The 16,853-nt window shown below is 24.7% G+C and carries 15 protein-coding genes; 9 read left to right on the forward strand and 6 right to left on the reverse strand.

Annotated features, from left to right (window positions below; all coding sequences use genetic code 11):
• Positions 1-43: 43 nt before the first annotated feature.
• Together feoB and KYD98_RS14240 are read right to left on the reverse strand one after the other, a co-directional pair.
• Positions 44-1,807 (reverse strand): ferrous iron transport protein B, encoded by a 1,764-nt coding sequence (gene feoB / locus KYD98_RS14235; RefSeq protein ID WP_219780711.1) that lies wholly within the window; start codon positions 1,805-1,807, stop codon positions 44-46.
• Between the two features lie 11 nt (positions 1,808-1,818).
• Positions 1,819-2,040: a FeoA family protein gene (locus tag KYD98_RS14240; protein ID WP_219780712.1), complete on the reverse strand. Its 222-nt coding sequence runs from the start codon at positions 2,038-2,040 to the stop codon at positions 1,819-1,821.
• A 200-nt stretch (positions 2,041-2,240) separates the two neighbouring features.
• On the opposite strand from KYD98_RS14240, the gene KYD98_RS14245 reads away from it, so the two are divergent.
• Complete coding sequence (locus KYD98_RS14245) at positions 2,241-2,969, forward strand: HAD-IB family hydrolase (RefSeq protein ID WP_219780713.1); 729 nt, start codon at positions 2,241-2,243, stop codon at positions 2,967-2,969.
• Between the two features lie 14 nt (positions 2,970-2,983).
• Positions 2,984-3,757, forward strand: a complete 774-nt coding sequence (locus KYD98_RS14250) for a ribonuclease H-like domain-containing protein (protein ID WP_219780714.1) — start codon at positions 2,984-2,986, stop codon at positions 3,755-3,757.
• Positions 3,758-4,004: 247 nt separating this feature from the next.
• Here KYD98_RS14250 and KYD98_RS14255 read toward each other — a convergent pair whose 3' ends face one another.
• On the reverse strand, positions 4,005-4,880 hold the full coding sequence (locus KYD98_RS14255) for a ComEC/Rec2 family competence protein (protein ID WP_308462461.1): 876 nt from the start codon (positions 4,878-4,880) through the stop codon (positions 4,005-4,007).
• A 315-nt stretch (positions 4,881-5,195) separates the two neighbouring features.
• Here KYD98_RS14255 and KYD98_RS14260 point away from each other — a divergent pair, with 315 nt between their 5' ends.
• The gene (locus tag KYD98_RS14260; RefSeq protein ID WP_219780715.1) at positions 5,196-6,950 is read left to right on the forward strand and encodes a phosphoenolpyruvate carboxykinase; all 1,755 of its coding nucleotides are present in this window, start codon (positions 5,196-5,198) and stop codon (positions 6,948-6,950) included.
• Positions 6,951-7,103: 153 nt separating this feature from the next.
• Here KYD98_RS14260 and KYD98_RS14265 read toward each other — a convergent pair whose 3' ends face one another.
• Together KYD98_RS14265 and KYD98_RS14270 are read right to left on the reverse strand one after the other, a co-directional pair.
• On the reverse strand, positions 7,104-7,871 hold the full coding sequence (locus KYD98_RS14265; protein WP_219780716.1) for a putative ABC transporter permease: 768 nt from the start codon (positions 7,869-7,871) through the stop codon (positions 7,104-7,106).
• 411 nt (positions 7,872-8,282) lie between these two features.
• On the reverse strand, positions 8,283-8,750 hold the full coding sequence (locus KYD98_RS14270; RefSeq protein WP_219780717.1) for an Lrp/AsnC ligand binding domain-containing protein: 468 nt from the start codon (positions 8,748-8,750) through the stop codon (positions 8,283-8,285).
• Between the two features lie 430 nt (positions 8,751-9,180).
• Between KYD98_RS14270 and KYD98_RS14275 the strand changes: the two genes are divergently transcribed.
• The 4 genes from KYD98_RS14275 to treR all read left to right on the forward strand — a co-directional run bounded on the left by KYD98_RS14275 (position 9,181) and on the right by treR (position 13,812).
• Positions 9,181-9,528 (forward strand): hypothetical protein, encoded by a 348-nt coding sequence (locus tag KYD98_RS14275; RefSeq protein WP_219780718.1) that lies wholly within the window; start codon positions 9,181-9,183, stop codon positions 9,526-9,528.
• Between the two features lie 235 nt (positions 9,529-9,763).
• A complete protein-coding gene (treP, locus tag KYD98_RS14280; RefSeq protein ID WP_219780719.1) occupies positions 9,764-11,170 on the forward strand; it encodes a PTS system trehalose-specific EIIBC component in 1,407 nt (468 codons plus the stop codon).
• A gap of 135 nt (positions 11,171-11,305) precedes the next feature.
• The gene (treC, locus tag KYD98_RS14285) at positions 11,306-12,967 is read left to right on the forward strand and encodes an alpha,alpha-phosphotrehalase (RefSeq protein ID WP_219780720.1); all 1,662 of its coding nucleotides are present in this window, start codon (positions 11,306-11,308) and stop codon (positions 12,965-12,967) included.
• A gap of 131 nt (positions 12,968-13,098) precedes the next feature.
• Positions 13,099-13,812 carry a trehalose operon repressor gene (gene treR, locus KYD98_RS14290; RefSeq protein WP_219780721.1) on the forward strand — a complete coding sequence of 238 codons (714 nt, stop codon included), beginning with the start codon at positions 13,099-13,101 and terminating at the stop codon, positions 13,810-13,812.
• A 255-nt stretch (positions 13,813-14,067) separates the two neighbouring features.
• Here treR and KYD98_RS14295 read toward each other — a convergent pair whose 3' ends face one another.
• The gene (locus KYD98_RS14295; protein WP_219780722.1) at positions 14,068-15,069 is read right to left on the reverse strand and encodes a CehA/McbA family metallohydrolase domain-containing protein; all 1,002 of its coding nucleotides are present in this window, start codon (positions 15,067-15,069) and stop codon (positions 14,068-14,070) included.
• A 164-nt stretch (positions 15,070-15,233) separates the two neighbouring features.
• Here KYD98_RS14295 and KYD98_RS14300 point away from each other — a divergent pair, with 164 nt between their 5' ends.
• Positions 15,234-15,743 carry a gamma carbonic anhydrase family protein gene (locus KYD98_RS14300; protein WP_219780723.1) on the forward strand — a complete coding sequence of 170 codons (510 nt, stop codon included), beginning with the start codon at positions 15,234-15,236 and terminating at the stop codon, positions 15,741-15,743.
• 24 nt (positions 15,744-15,767) lie between these two features.
• On the forward strand, positions 15,768-16,604 hold the full coding sequence (locus KYD98_RS14305) for a CvfB family protein (protein ID WP_219780724.1): 837 nt from the start codon (positions 15,768-15,770) through the stop codon (positions 16,602-16,604).
• The last annotated feature ends 249 nt before the right edge of the window (positions 16,605-16,853 follow it).

The raw sequence follows: 16,853 nt of genomic DNA on the forward strand, positions 1-16,853 counted from the left end.
CCTACCTTAGTTATAGAAAAAATAAATATACTATTTTTAAATATTAAATAAGTAAATTTCCAATATTAAATACTAAAAATGATACAATCCATGCAAGGACTAGTTGATAAAATACAGAGAATAATGTAAGTTTTATTCCAAATTCTTTTTTCATAGTACCAATTACTGATACACAAGGAGTGTAAAGTAATATAAAAACTAAGAATGCATAAGCTGATAATGCAGTAAAATGAGAAGAAAGAACGTCACTTAAATCTCCTGAAAAAATTACACCCATAGATGCTATAACAGATTCTTTAGCAAGTAATCCAGAAAGTAATGATACTGCTGATTGCCAATTCCCAAAGCCTAGAGGTACAAATATTGGTGCAATAACATTTCCTATAGAAGCTAAAATACTATCATTAACTTCATTTACCATACCGTTAAAGTTAAAGTTTGATAAAAACCAAATGATTACACTCATAGCAAAAATAAGAGTTCCAGCTTTTTTTAAGAAGTCTTTTGCTTTATCTGAGGTCTGCTTAAATATTGAAGATAATTTTGGAACTTTATATTCAGGTACTTCAATAATAAAAGGTTCTTCATCCTTTTTAAAATATGTACTTTTAAATAATATACCTAATAAAAAAGCTAAGATTATTCCTAACAAATATAATGAGGCAACTACTAAACCTCTATGTGAAGTAAAGAAAACAGAAGCAAAAACTGTATAAACAGGTAATCTAGCATTACATGACATAAGAGGAACAAGAAGAGAAGTTAATTTTCTATCTTTTTCACTTTCTAATGTTCTTGCAGTCATAATAGCTGGTACAGTACATCCGAATCCGACTAGCATAGGAATAAATGCTTTTCCTGATAAGCCCATCTTTCTCATTATCTTATCCATTAAAAAAGCAACTCTTGACATATATCCACTATCTTCTAAAATAGTTATGCATATAAATAATACTAATATTATAGGTAATAATACAAGTATTCCACCAACTCCAGTAATTATTCCATCAATAATTAAAGAGTGGAACCAAGGAGAAGCTATGGATAACTTATTACTTATAAATGGAATAAATATATCATTTAAAAAATTATCTAATAAGTCAGAAAGTGGCTGTCCAATCCATGAAAAAGTTAATTGAAACATTAAAGTTACAATTAATAAAAAAATAGGATAAGCCAAAAATGGATTTAGTACAATCTTATCTATTTTTTCTGAAGTAGTACTAGTATAATCTTTAGAAGTAGTAGTACACTCTGCTAATACTTTTTCGATAAAATTATAGGCTTCATCTTCGGAAGAAAAAGTATAATCATTAGAATCTATTTCTTCATTAGAATCATATGTTTTGATTTTTGATATTAAAGAATCAATTCCTACATTTTTACCAGCTGATATTGGTATTACTTGTACATTTAATAATTTTGATAATTTTTTATAATCAATCACGATACCTTTAGTTTCTGCAACGTCAATCATGTTTAAAGCAAGAATTATTGGTTTGTTAAATTCTTTTAATTGAGTAGTTAAGTATAAGTTTCTATTTAAATTTGAGGCATCAACAATATTTAATATTAAATCTACCTGTCCATTTTTTAGAAATTCTTTAGATACCTTTTCTTCGTTTGAAAAGGTGTCCATAGCATAAATACCTGGTAAATCTACTATTTTAATACCATCTATGTAGCCTTCTTTTTTATCAACAGTTACCCCTGGCCAATTTCCAACATATTGATTTGAACCAGTTAAGGCATTAAATAATGTGGTTTTTCCTACATTTGGATTTCCTAGCAAAGCTATAGTTGTCATAAAAATCCTCCCTATATGGATAATAATATATTTTTAGCATCCTTTTTTCTAATTGCTAAATCAAATCCTCTAAATGTTATAATTATTGGATCACCTAATGGTGCTTTTCTTTTAAATTCAACTTTAGTACCTTTAATACATCCTAAGGCAGATAATCTTTTCTTTAATTTTGAATCTCCATCTACTGAAAAAATAACTCCTTTTTCTCCTGGTCTTAAATCATAAAGACACATGAATATCACCACCAATTGAAAATTATTTTCGTTCAATTTATAATATCATCAGTGCAATAAATTAGTCAATACTTTCTATTTAAAAACATAATATATTATAATTAGATTAAAAATAGTATATATAATATTTAAGTTATAAGGGAAATAAAGTATAATTAAATGTAAAAAATAGAATTTTTAATTAGATGCGAGGTGATGTAATGTCAAAAATTGGAGCATTTTTTGATTTAGATGGAACATTATATAGAGAGGGACTAATTACAGAAGTATTCAAAAAAATGGTTAAATATGAGATTATAGAGCCAGAAAGATGGTATAATGAAGTAAGACCTCATTTTTTAAGATGGGATAAAAGACAGGGGGATTATGACAATTATCTGTTAAAAATGATAGACGTTTATTTAGAGGCCATTAAAGGCTTACAAAGACATCAAATAGAATATATAGCTAAAAAAGTTGTAGAGCAAAAAGGTGATAGGGTATATACCTTTACAAGGGATAGAATAAAGTGGCATAAAGAGCAAGGTCATATTATAATAATAATATCAGGTTCGCCATCAGAACTTGTTAAAGAGATGGCTAGCAAATATGGATTTACAGATTATAAAGGTGCAAACTATGTTATAGATGAATATGGATCATATACAGGTGATGTGATTGCTATGTGGGATAGTAAAAGTAAATCTAAAGCCATAAACGAATTAGTAGAAAAATATAATATTAACCTTGAAAAAAGTTATGCTTATGGAGATACTTCAGGAGATTATACAATGTTTAAACATGTAAATCATCCATTTTGTATTAATCCAACTAAAGAACTTTTACAAAAGGTTATAAAAGATAAGGAATTAATAGAAAAAATTAAAATTGTAGTTGAAAGAAAGGATGTAATTTACAACTTAGATATTGAAGATATACAATTTGTATAGGAAAGAGTGGTACTGTGATTATTCGAGAGAACAATGTAAAAGTAGAAGATGTTAGTGATGAATTTATGATAAAACCTGAAAATAGAGAATATTTACCTAGTGAACTTATTTTTTTTGATCTTGAACATTATGTTTATAAAAAGCCAAAATGTATCGGTGTATTTGGAGCATGTCAATTTAAAGAAAAAGAAATTTTAGTAACTCAATATATGATAGAAGATAGGGATGAAGTAGTAGATATATTACATTTGGCTAAAAAATATTTTATAAGAATGAAAAAAGAAGGTAAGAAAGCCATAGTAACATTTTCAGGAAATAATGATTTTACTGTTATAAATTATCTTTTCAAAAGATATGGTATAGAATACAATTTTGAAAAGGAATATGATTCTATAGATATACAAAAAGAATATGAAAAGAATAAAACAAGTTCTATAGGTCTTAAAAATCTAGAAAAAGTATTTGATATTATAAGAGAGGGAGAAGTTATTAGCGGTTCTAATTTAGCTAAAACTTTTCATAAGGTATTAAAAGACAAAAGTTATTTTAAAAGAATGCCACAGGAAAAGATAGAAAAAATACTCCTTTATAATGAACAAGATGTTGTTAATCTTTATCATATCTATGTTAATTGGAAAAAATACATTTTTGAAGATGTTCAGATTGATAAAGAAGATCATTTGATTAATGAATTTGAAAATGTACTTGAAGATGAAGAAGATAATGAAAGCGTAGATGACGAAATAGATAATTTTGATGATGAAAATAGAGAAATAATAAATCACTAATAAAATTTATAGTTTTCTAAGTTTCAGATTCACTATTTAAGTATAGCTTTAAATCTGAAGCTTAGAACAACTTAAATAATACGGTACCTTAAACCCCTTTTAAATACTTTGGTATTTAAAGGGGGTTTTAAATTGTTTAATTAATTTAATAATATATAAAAGTATTTAAATAGTTGTACTTTATTTTAAATATTTATTAAATCTAATATTTATAGGTTTTCTTTTTAGTATCAATAAGCAGATTTTATTAATATTTTGTTAGAGATTTTCCATTTGATCCAATAATTATAGTGTTATTTTTATTTGTTTGATAAATAGTAGTATTATTTTTTTCAAGACGTTTTAATACACTTTCATTTGGATGATTATATGAATTAAAATCTCCTACAGAAATTATAGCTATTGAAGGATTAACCTCTTTAAGAAAGCTTTCAGTTGTAGAAGTAGATGAACCATGGTGTCCTACTTTTAGAACATCAGATTTTAAATTTTCTTTCTTTAATAATAGAGTTTTTTCTATTTCTTTTTCAGCATCTCCGGTAAATAGAAATGATATTTCTCCATATTCTATCTTAATTACAGGAGAATAATTATTTAAGTTTTCATAGTGGTTTTCAATAGGAGTAAATATGGTGACTTTTGTATTTTTTCCTAAATTAATAGAATTAACACCTCTTTTTATAACATTTATTTTAAGACCTTTAGATTTTAATGCATCAATCATTTTTTCAAATGTATTTGTAGTACTTTCAACTTTAGGTGCATAAAAATTTAAGATAGTATATTTTTTTATAATTTTATCCATATTGCCAATATGATCTTCATGTGGATGTGTTGCAATTACAAAGTCTAAAGTTTTTATATTTAAAGATTCTAAATAATTTAAAAGGTTATTTCTAGATTCTTTAGGACCAGAGTCTATCAAAAGATTTTTATTATTTACTTGTATTAGTGTTGAATCACCTTGACCGACATTGATAAAATGGACAATCATATCATTTTTGATAGATATTGTCTTCATAGAATTGCTAGATTTAAAATTAAAGTTTGTATATATTATAAATGAACAAATTAAAATTACAATAATATATAGATTCTGTTTAAGTTTAATTTTCAAATTAATTCACCTCTTTAAAGGATACGAAATATATAAGATATAGTTAAATGAATAAAGAAAGTTTACATAATTTTACCATTAAATTAAAGAATAATAAATAAAAATAGTATCATTGATGTAAGAATAATAGTGTTTTTAATAATACATATACGTTAATTTTATAGAATTTTAAGTATATGTTAAATTGTAAAAAAATGAAAAATGAAAAAATGACTTATTGAAAATTGCAAAAAATATGTTATAATTAAATTTATATATAGGATTATTCAACAATTATGCAATTTCTAATGTTGAAAAAATTCATATTAGGGGGTAGATTAAATGAAAAAAGAATTTTCCATGAGCAATGATAAAGTAATGATAAATTTTACAGCTAAATATTGTAATAATATTGATTCAGTATTAGAAAGTAATGGGTTTAGAAGAATTTTAGATACTTATTTAAAAAAATCTAAAAGAAAAAAAACATTAACTTATAGATTTTTAACAGAATCTTTAGAGTGTAATAGTGCTTCTGAAATCTGTAAATTACTAATAAAATCAATAAGACTTTTAACAATAATGGATGTAGAAGAAGTTATAGAGTTAAATCCTAATTATAAAAACTTATTAAAAGATAAAGATAGTTTTATAAGATTTATAGAAGAATTTTATTTATATTGGAGAAGATTAGAAAGATATACAATTATTCATAGATATAATATACAACAAGGATTAGCAGCTATGAGTTTTACTGAAGCTAATGCTAAATTTTCTGAAATAATACTAAAATTATATAGAAGAGTTGAAAAAAATGTATTAGGATATCAACCAAAGGTTTATAGACAAATACCTGCGGGTGGAAATGCATGTGTTATGATTCATAAAATGGATTGGCCAATTCCACTAGGATATGAAGGTTTAGAAGATATTCCTTTTATTGATAATATACTTTTAGAAACACCATTTATAACTTATCCTAAGAAAAATACAAGAGATGGAATGTTTTCAGAGACTAAGGAAAATCCATTAAAATATTCAAGGATAAACAAAGAACATTGGTTTTGTTATCCAGCAAAAATTGGAGAATCTTTAGCTTATATTTATTTCCATAGAGATTTTATGGAACATGGAATTACATTATGTAATTTATTTGAAATGGCAAGAAGCGAAGAGATAAGAGGAAGAAGACCTGATATAGTATATGTATTTGGAGCTAATGATGAAAATGTAGAAGAATTAAAGACAATATTTTATGATGATAAGAAGAATGATATTATGTTAGGATATGTTAATCATTCAGATAAAATTGATTATTTTGGATATATGAAAAAGATGTCATTAACTCTTCATAATTTAATAATGATAAAAAAAGGTTATTTACCAATTCATGGTGCTATGGTGAATATAATACTTAAAAATGGAAAAACAGCAAATGTTGTTATTATGGGAGATAGTGGAGCAGGTAAATCAGAAAGTTTAGAGGCATTTAGAAGTTTAAGTGAAGAATATATATCTGATATGACTATAATATTTGATGATATGGGAACATTTAAATTAGAAAATGGAGAAATTTTAGGATGTGGTACTGAAATAGGTGCTTTTGTTAGATTAGATGATTTAGATCAAGGTTATGCATTTAAAGAAATGGATAGAAGTATATTTATGAATCCTGATAAGGTTAATGCTAGATTAGTAGTACCAGTAGCACCTTATAAGGAAGTAGTTAAAGGTCACAAAGTAGATTTATTTTTCTATGCTAATAATTATGAAGAAGTGAAAGAGAATGGAAAATATTTAGAATACTTCACGTCACCAGAAGCAGCAATAAAAGTATTTAAAGCAGGGGCTAGAATGGCAAAAGGTACAACTACAGAAAATGGGTTAGTTGAATCATTCTTTGCTAATCCATTTGGGCCAGCACAAAAACAAGAAGAAACTAATGAACTTATAGAAAAGTATTTTAATGCTATGTTTGAAAATGGAAATGTTAAAGTTGGTCAAATAAAAACTTGTTTAGGAGTAGAAGGACAAGAAAAAAATGGTCCTAGAAATGCAGCTTTAGAGTTATTTGATGAAATAAAAAAATTATTTTAATATATGAAATAAAATAACAAATAGAAGATTTAATGTATATTTTGTGTAAATCAAAAAAATTATAACTTAATAGTAATCTATTATGTCCACTTAGATACCATATGACTTGTTATTTTTGTTTTAAAAATATTAAAAAGGGATTAATGTTTTACATTAATCCCTTTTTAATATTTTATCTTTTAAAGATTTTAGTATTGAATTAAAAGAATTTGAAGAAACAGTAGGAAAAGATTCTACTAAACGAATATGATTTAAATTTAATTTTAAATTTCCAAACTTACCTTCAAATTTTTTTGGATTAAAGTTAGCTTTTTCTTTTGTTGATGATATAAAAGAAATACAACGTTCTAGTAAATCACCTGTATCTACCTGAAGTTTAGATAATAGATGTTTAAATTTTACTAATGAAATTATAGTTAATGAAAAATCTATTAAAAAATAAATTGTCATTACATAAAAAAAGTAAGTGCCAATATCATTTGGAATATTATATACTATATATTCAATAGCTGGGTGTATAACTTTTACAGCTACAACGGAAGCTGCACCCCACATTAAAGAAAAATGAAAACATATTCTTCCATGTAGATTAAGGGGATCTTCACTATAATCCCACCATTTAGATTTAAATATTTTTTCTAACATAAAACCAGTAATGTATTCTATAACTGATGTTACAATAGTTGCTAATATAAATAGTAAGAATATATTAAGATTAAATTTATCTAAAAAAATTATTATAGAAATTAATCCACATCCATATATAGGGCAAAAAGGTCCATATAAAAAACCTCTGTTTACAAAGTAACCTCTATTTTTATATGCATAGAGTACTTCGACACACCATCCTAAAAATGAATATATCATAAAATAATATATTAAATGATATAAATCCAAATTTGCAATTTTAAATAACTCCATAGTACCTCCTATAAATTTTGACTAAAGTCTTATGTAATTTCTTTATTATAATATAAAATAATTATTATAATATTAATTTTATATTAATTTTTTTAATATAAAATTAATATTATTATTAAAATTTAAGCATCATATCTAAAAAGGTATGATGCTTAATAATTTTCATATAAAAACTTAAAAACTCATATATTGAAGTATAAACAATTGTATTTAATTATTTATACTTCAATATAAAATAAATTAATAATCTAAACCTTTATAAAAATACATTTTAAAAATTCTATTATAGTATTATGTACAGAAAATATATTTTTATTCTTTAGAAATTATAAAAATTTAAATCTGCAAATAAATTATACTAATAATGTAATTTATATAAAGTAGATATAAATATTTTAAAGAATAAAAAACTTATAAAGATATATTTCTATCTATAGGTTGAGATAAAGAAATAAAGGTATCAGTTCTTTGAATACCATCTATATTATTAATTTTATTAAGTAGAAGATCCTGTAAATCTGAAATATTAGTACAAACTACTTTTGCAAACATAGAATAATTTCCGGTAGTTAAGTGAAGTTCTACAACTTCTTTAATTTTGGACATTTGTTCAAATACAGCAGTAAAACAGGATGTTTTATCTACATAGATTCCAACAAAACAACAAACATCATACCCAAGCTTTGGTAAATTTAAAAGTATTCTTGTTCCTTTGATTATTCCTAGATCCTCCATTTTTTTCATTCTAACATGAATAGTTCCACCACTAACATGGCATATTCTAGCTATTTCTAAGTAAGGAGTTCTACAATCTTTTATTAACAATTCTAAAATTTGTAAGTCTAACTCATCTAAATGAGTATTTGCAACTAGTGTCATATTATCACCTCTTAATTAATCATCAAATCTAGTTTTAATTTTATCAAATATTTTAGCAATATTAAAGCTAAAATGAATAAATTTATTAATTATTTTATTAAATTTTATTAAAATAATAAAATTCTTAATTATATTAGACAAATATAAGTTCTAATTAAATTATTACATTTATAATATTTTGGTCAATTTTTACAAAAAAAGTATGTAACAGATTATACTATATAGTCAGAATAATATATAATAAATTTTTCTATAACAGTTCATTACTAAATTAATTAGTAATATTATTTATAAATATTATGAGATTTATAAATGATATGATTGACTTTGTTGAAACTTATAAAAATTGAAAAAAATTACCTTTAAAGCTTGATAATATACATAATATCTAATAAACTTATTAATATATAGTTTTAAGGAGGAATGACAAGTGGGAATTTTAATGACAATTCTTAGCTTTCTTGCAACTTTAGTTATTGTTTTAGGAATATATTGGGTTTGTAAAAAGTTTGTTTTTAAGAAAGTAGTAATAAATAAATGGATAGCACTTGCAATATCAATTGTTTTATTTATGGTTCAGTTATTTTTACCAATAGTTAGACAAATCCCTGTTTTACAAATTATACTATCTTTAATATCAGTAATTTTCTTTTTATGGTTTATGTACATCGAAAGAACTGGTGGTGCTAAAGGTAAGGAAAAGAAAATAGTTATAAAACCTAAAGCTAAACCTAATAGAGTAAAACATCTAAATAAACAAGAAAATAAAAAGAAGTAAAAAAGCTACTAAAAATAGAAATTAAATTCTATTTTTAGTAGCTTTTTTAAATTATACATAATTAAAATAAATTAAAACAAAATAAATTTATATATTTTAAGTGTTATATATATTGGAAATAATTACTTTAAAAACATTTACAAAAAATATTAAAAACTAATTGACTAAAGGTATACGTATATGATATCTTATAAACATAAGATATACGTACAGAAAAACAGAGGAGGAATAAAAAATGGGTAAATTTAATAAAGAAGCAAAGTTATTAATAGATTATGTTGGTGGAAAAGAAAACGTTTCTGCAGTAACCCATTGTGTTACAAGATTGAGATTTGTACTTAATGACCCTACAAAGACAGATGTTAAAAAAATAGAAGAATTAAAATCGGTAAAAGGAACATTTACTCAAGCTGGACAATTTCAAGTTATAATTGGGAATGAAGTGTCAACGTTTTATAATGAATTTATAGAAGTTTCAGGGATTGAAGAGAGCAGTAAAGAAAACGTTAAAAGTGCTGCAAAATCAAATATGAGTCCAATTCAAAAAATGATGGCTAATATAGCAGAAATATTTTCACCATTAATACCAGCTATTATAGTTGGAGGTTTAATATTAGGGTTTAGAAATGTTATTGGTGATATTAAAATGTTGGAGAATGGGACAAAGACTTTGATTGAAGTATCACAATTTTGGGCAGGAATGCATAGTTTTTTATGGTTAATAGGAGAAGCTATATTTCAATTTTTACCTGTAGGAATTACTTGGGCTGTAACAAAAAAAATGGGTACAACTCAAATACTAGGTATTGTTTTAGGTATTACATTAGTATCACCACAACTTTTAAATGCTTATTCAGTTGCAGGTGCTGATCAAATTCCATTTTGGGATTTTGGATTTGCTAAAATTAATATGATAGGTTATCAAGCACAAGTTATACCAGCAATTTTAGCAGCATTTTTATTAGTTTATCTTGAAAGAGGAGTAAAGAAAATATCACCTTCTTCAATATCAATGATTTTAGTACCATTTTTTGCTTTAATACCAACAGTTTTAATAGCACATGCAGTATTAGGACCTATAGGTTGGGCTATTGGAAGCGTAATTTCAAAAGTTGTATATGCTGGATTAACATCAGCATTTGGAAGTGTATTTGCAGCTGTATTTGGATTTTTATATGCGCCATTGGTTATTACTGGATTACATCATATGACAAATGCAATAGATCTTCAATTAATGGCTGAATTTCAGGGAACATCACTTTGGCCAATGATAGCTTTATCTAATATTGCTCAAGGTTCAGCAGTTTTAGCTATGATTTATTTACAAAGAAAAAATGAAGAAGAAAAACAAGTATCTATACCAGCATGTATATCAGCTTATTTAGGAGTAACAGAACCAGCATTATTTGGTATAAATTTAAAATATAGATTTCCATTTATATGTGGAATGATAGGATCAGCAATAGCAGGAGTTATATCTGTGTCTAGTGGAGTAATGGCAAATTCTATAGGTATTGGTGGAATCCCAGGAATATTATCAATAAAACCACAACATATGTTAATGTTTGCAGTAGCTATGTTAGTAGCGATAGCAATACCATTTATTTTAACTGTAATTACAGGAAGAAAAAAATTAGGATAAATAACAAAATATTATAGGAATTAAAAACATGATAAGTGCAAGGTGATATAAAAGACTCATTACCTTGCACTTATTAATAAATTTATGATAATATAAACATATACGTATAAGATGAAGGCGAAGGGTGACTTAATTATGAAAGATTTTAAAAAGAGTGTAGTATATCAAATATATCCAAAGTCATTTAAAGACTCAAATGGTGATGGGTTTGGAGATTTAAATGGTATTATAGAGAAATTGGATTATTTAAAAGAATTAGGTGTAGATTATATTTGGTTAACACCGATTTATATATCACCACAAAAAGATAATGGTTATGATGTAGCTGATTACTATAATGTAGATACTAGATTTGGAACAATGGAAGAGTTCGAATCTTTAGTTAAAGAAGCTAAAAAGAGAGAAATCTATATTATGTTAGATATGGTCTTTAATCATACTTCAACAGAACATGAATGGTTTAAAAAAGCATTAAAGGGAGAAGAAAAATATAAAAATTATTATATTTTTAAAAAAGGAAAAAATGGATTGCCACCAACAAATTGGATATCAAAATTTGGTGGAAATGCATGGGAATATGTTGAAAAATTTGATGAATATTATCTTCACTTATTTGATGTTACTCAAGCAGATTTAAATTGGGATAATAAAGAACTTAGACAAGAGATATATGATGTGGTTAACTTTTGGATTGAAAAAGGGGTTAAAGGATTTAGATTAGATGTTATAAATTTAATTTCTAAGCCAAGTATATTTGAAGATGATAATTTGGGGGACGGAAGAAGATTTTATACAGATGGAACCAATATACATAAGTATTTAAAAGAATTAAATGAAAATACTTTTGGAAAACATGATGATATTATAACTGTAGGAGAAATGTCATCTACATCAATAGATAATTGCATTAAATATTCAAATCCAAATGAAAAAGAATTATCTATGGTATTTAATTTTCATCATTTAAAAGTAGATTATAAAGATGGTGAAAAGTGGTCACTAATGGATTTTAATTTTAAACAATTAAAAGAATTATTTAATGAATGGCAAAATGGAATGATAAATGGTAATGGATGGAATGCATTGTTTTGGTGTAATCATGATCAGCCTAGAGTGAATTCAAGATTTGGTAATGTAAAAAAATATCATAAAGAATCTTCAACAATGCTCGCAACAACAATTCATTTAATGAATGGAACACCATATGTTTATCAAGGTGAAGAATTTGGAATGACAAACCCTGAATTTGATAAAATAGAAGAATATAAAGATGTTGAATCTATAAATTATTATAATATATTAAAATCTCAAGGAATAAATGAAGAAGAGATTATGAAGATATTAAAAAGTAAATCAAGAGATAATTCAAGAACTCCTATACAATGGGATGATACTTTAAATGCAGGATTTACAACAGGAACTCCATGGATAAATGTATCTAGTAATTATAAAGATATTAATGCTAAAAATGCATTAAATAACAAAGAATCAGTTTTTTATTATTATAAAAAATTAATTAATATAAGAAAAGAAGAAGATATAATAGCATATGGAGACTGTAAAATGTTATTACCAGAACATAAGCAAGTTTATGCATATGAAAGAAAATTAAATAATGAAAATATAATAGTAGTAAATAATTTTTATGATAAAGAATGTACTATAAATTTAAACAAAGAGATAGATTATAATATAGAGAAAGTAGAAACTTTAATATCAAATTATAACGATAAATATGATAATCTTGAAAAAATTAATTTAAGACCATACGAGTCATTTGCTATTAAAATTAAATAAAAAAGTATATGGACTATTAAAAATATGTTTAGGTATTTTGAGTAGTCCATATATTTTTATAGATATACTTTTAAGCAATCATTTTATTGTAGAATATAAATATTGATGTTAAAATTATTATGGTGATGAATATGGATAAAAAGTATTTGATAATTTATAACAATATATTAAATAAGATAGAAAATGAAATTTTAAAACCTTATGATAAATTACCTTCTGAAAGTGCCTTGATGAAAGAGTTTAATGTTTCTAGAGATACAGTTAGAAAATCTTTAAACCTATTGGAACAAAATGGATATATTCAAAAGTCAAAGGGAAAATTAGCATTTGTATTAGATATAAATAAAGTAGCGTTTCCTGTGTCAGGAATAACTAGTTTTAAAGAGTTAGCTATAAAAGCTAATTGGAAATATAAAACTTATGTAAAACAACTTGAAGTGGTAAAAAACAATAAGAAATTAATGAATAAACTTAAGATATCTGAAGAGGATGAAGTTTGGAGACTAAAGAGAGTTAGAGAGATTGATGGTGAAAAAGTTATCTTAGATAAAGATTATATGATTAGAGAATTTGTTCCAGGCTTAACAGAAGAAATATGTAATGAATCTATTTATGATTATATTGAAAAAGAACTTAATTTAAAAATAAGTTTTGCCAAAAAAGAAATAACTGTTCAAAGTATAAATGAAGAAGATAAGATGTATTTAGATATGAAAAATTATAATATGATAGTAGTAGTTAAAAGCTATGTTTATTTAGAGGATGCAACATTATTTCAATATACTGAATCTAGACATAGACCAGATAGGTTTAGATTTGTAGATTTTGCAAGGAGAACTTATTAGTTTATTAAAATTAACATATTTTTGATTGCTTTTATTTAATAAGTGAGATAAATGATCAGGTGATCTAGAATAATAATTTTTAATAAGATGTATTGCAAAATAAAAGTTTTAGTTTTGCAGTACATCTTATTTTAAGCATATGAAATAAAATAATAAATTAAAGAGGTATCATATAGTTATATCTAGAGAAGTATCAAATTTTGAAGACGTAAAGACTGATAAAAATTAAGGTAAATAAGACATTTTGAATGTGTCTTATTCTCTAAATATTGGTGAACTTATAGCAATTTTGTTGTCAGAAGAAATTATTTTAATGACATACCATTTTTCTTCTAAAGTAGGAATATGCTTATAAATATATTTTATTCTATTTAAATTTAAATCAGGTATTCTCTTGATAATAATTCCACCAAAAGAAATGATTTGAATTTCTTTGATTTTGTAATTAGAATCTTGGGCAAATATAGAAAATTGTAGTTCGTTATTATTTAATGGCATTATTTCTCCCATAAAATGATTATTTACAGTAAAATACATAATTAAAGATTTTGATTCAGTAGAATATGTATGTCTGCTTCTAAATGCTTCTATTAGAGAATCAGTTGTTAATTCGTTTGAAATAATACAAGTAAGATTTTCATCATCTCCAAAATTCATTCTATGATTATCTTGAGAATTTATAGCGCCTAGTTTCCAACCTTTATCTAATAAACAATAATAGTACTTATCATATCTATTATATTTATTAGGAAAAGATCCATTACCAACCTCTATAGATGTTATAACTTTGTTTAAAATAGGATTACATTCTAAACATTTTACATTCTTATGAGGATGATTAATTGCTACAAATGAATTAGGATTATTTATCATCCATAACAGCAATAACTGAATATTATTTACACTGCCAGTAAAAAATCTATTAGAATTTACTATATTAATGTCACTACAAAAATTAGCTTTACTTTCAAAACCGATTAAGGGTAAGAAACTTTGATGTTTTTTTCTATAACGTGTACGTAAATATTTTAAAGCTTCCCATTTTGTTATTTCATTTCCATTTACTCGAACAGTTTTTGTTAAATAATTATTATGATCAGTTAAAATTAAAAAATCAAGGCCGTTATGGCGTGCATAGTCAAATGCTTCAATTGGAGTACCACGTCCAGTGGAAAAACCACAATGTGCGTGAGGAATACCATAATAAAATTTTAAATTTTTAAAATTAAATTCTTTTTTTGATTTCTTTTTATCCAAATAATATACCCTCTATAAATTGCTTATAATATATAATATATCTTCTAAACCAAAATAATGACAATAAGTAAATGTAATGATAAAATAAGTTTAGGTATTTTTAAAAAGATAGGGTTTATAATTAGAGTGATTTTTGTAAATTATATAAAGAAGGTGAAAAATTAATGATAAAAAGTTTCGAAGGAAAGAATCCTAAAATAGATAAGAATGTTTATATTTCAGAAACTTCTGTTATTATTGGTGATGTTATAGTGAAAGAGAACTCTAGTGTATGGTTTGGAGCAGTTATTAGAGGGGATGAGGAATCAATAACAATAGAAACTTGTAGTAATATACAAGAAAATGTTGTACTTCATGCTGATAAAGATAATAAATTGTTTATTGGCAATGGTGTTACTATAGGACATGGAGCTATAGTTCATGGTTGCGCTGTAAATGATAATGTATTAATTGGTATGGGAGCAATAATATTAAATGGAGCTAAAATTGGCAAAAACTCTATAGTTGCAGCGGGAAGCTTAGTGACACAAAATAAGAAATTTGAAGATGGAGTATTAATACTTGGAAATCCTGCTAAGGCTATAAGAAAGCTAACTGAGGCAGAAATAGAAGAAAATAAAAAATCTTGTTTAACATATGTTAAATTAGGAAAAGAAATGCTTTTAGATAAGTAAAATAAACTAGTATATGGAGGAAATATGATATTAATAGGTGATTATAACGACTTAAAAGTAAGTAAAAAGGTTGATTTTGGATATTATTTATCAGATGAATTTGGGGATGAAGTTTTATTACCAAAAGGATCTTTAAATGGTAAGAGTGTTAAAGAAGGTGAAACTCTAACAGTATTTGTTTATAGAGATTCTAAAGATAGATTAATCTCAACACTAAAAACTCCTAAATTAACTATTGGAAATATAGGATATTTAGAAGTTGTTGGTCAAAGTAAAATAGGTGCGTTTGCAGATTTTGGCCTTGAAAGGGATGTATTTATACCACTTAAAGAACAAGCTTTTAAATTAAAAACAAATAAAAAATATTTATTTTATATGTACTTAGATAAAACTGATAGATTAGCACTTACAGCTAAAATAGATGAATATTTAGAAATAGCAGAGCCAGATCAATTTAATGTTTCAGAGGAAGTTGATGCTATAGTATATGATACTTGTTCTAATGGAACTTTAAATGTCGCTATAGATAAAAAATATAGAGGTTTAATATTAGAGAATGAACATTTTGATTACATATATCCAGGTGAAGAAATAAAGGCAAGAATTAAGAAAATATATGATGATGGTACAATAGGTCTTACAACAAGAAGGAAAAGATTAGATGAAAGAGAAGTTTTGTCAGAAAAAATACTTCAATATTTAAGAGAAAATGGAGGTTTTATGGCATTTAACGATAAATCTTCTCCTGAAGATATAAAAAAGACTTTTAATACTAGTAAAAACTATTTTAAAATTGCTCTTGGTGGGCTAATGAAGCAAAAATTAATAGCTCAAGATAAAGAAGGAACAAGATTATTATAGGATAAAAGACTAGTTAATTAGTGCCGATTAATTCTATCTAGTATGTATAAAAGTATTTATACAAGTTTATAAATCGTATGGAAGTAAAAATATAAATAAATTGGTTAAAATTACATATTTTATGTTAGTATATAAACTATATAATAGGGTAATTAAAAATAAAGAGTATTTATGAATATATTTAATTTATAGTATAAAAAATAAATAATTATTATAAAAAAAATTATAATATTAATAAAAATGATATAG

The organism is Clostridium weizhouense (assembly GCF_019431045.1).
Classification (GTDB): Bacteria; Bacillota; Clostridia; order Clostridiales; family Clostridiaceae; genus Clostridium; species Clostridium weizhouense.

What these genes read in the sequence shown, in the direction of transcription:
- KYD98_RS14260 (WP_219780715.1), top strand. Translation starts at nt 5,196, where the DNA reads ATGAAAAAAGAATTTTCCATGAGCAATGATAAAGTAATGATAAATTTT.
- treP (WP_219780719.1), top strand. Translation starts at nt 9,764, where the DNA reads ATGGGTAAATTTAATAAAGAAGCAAAGTTATTAATAGATTATGTTGGT.
- KYD98_RS14240 (WP_219780712.1), bottom strand. Translation starts at nt 2,040, where the DNA reads ATGTGTCTTTATGATTTAAGACCAGGAGAAAAAGGAGTTATTTTTTCA.
- KYD98_RS14270 (WP_219780717.1), bottom strand. Translation starts at nt 8,750, where the DNA reads ATGACACTAGTTGCAAATACTCATTTAGATGAGTTAGACTTACAAATT.
- KYD98_RS14265 (WP_219780716.1), bottom strand. Translation starts at nt 7,871, where the DNA reads ATGGAGTTATTTAAAATTGCAAATTTGGATTTATATCATTTAATATAT.
- treC (WP_219780720.1), top strand. Translation starts at nt 11,306, where the DNA reads ATGAAAGATTTTAAAAAGAGTGTAGTATATCAAATATATCCAAAGTCA.
- KYD98_RS14305 (WP_219780724.1), top strand. Translation starts at nt 15,768, where the DNA reads ATGATATTAATAGGTGATTATAACGACTTAAAAGTAAGTAAAAAGGTT.
- treR (WP_219780721.1), top strand. Translation starts at nt 13,099, where the DNA reads ATGGATAAAAAGTATTTGATAATTTATAACAATATATTAAATAAGATA.
- KYD98_RS14245 (WP_219780713.1), top strand. Translation starts at nt 2,241, where the DNA reads ATGTCAAAAATTGGAGCATTTTTTGATTTAGATGGAACATTATATAGA.
- KYD98_RS14300 (WP_219780723.1), top strand. Translation starts at nt 15,234, where the DNA reads ATGATAAAAAGTTTCGAAGGAAAGAATCCTAAAATAGATAAGAATGTT.
- feoB (WP_219780711.1), bottom strand. Translation starts at nt 1,807, where the DNA reads ATGACAACTATAGCTTTGCTAGGAAATCCAAATGTAGGAAAAACCACA.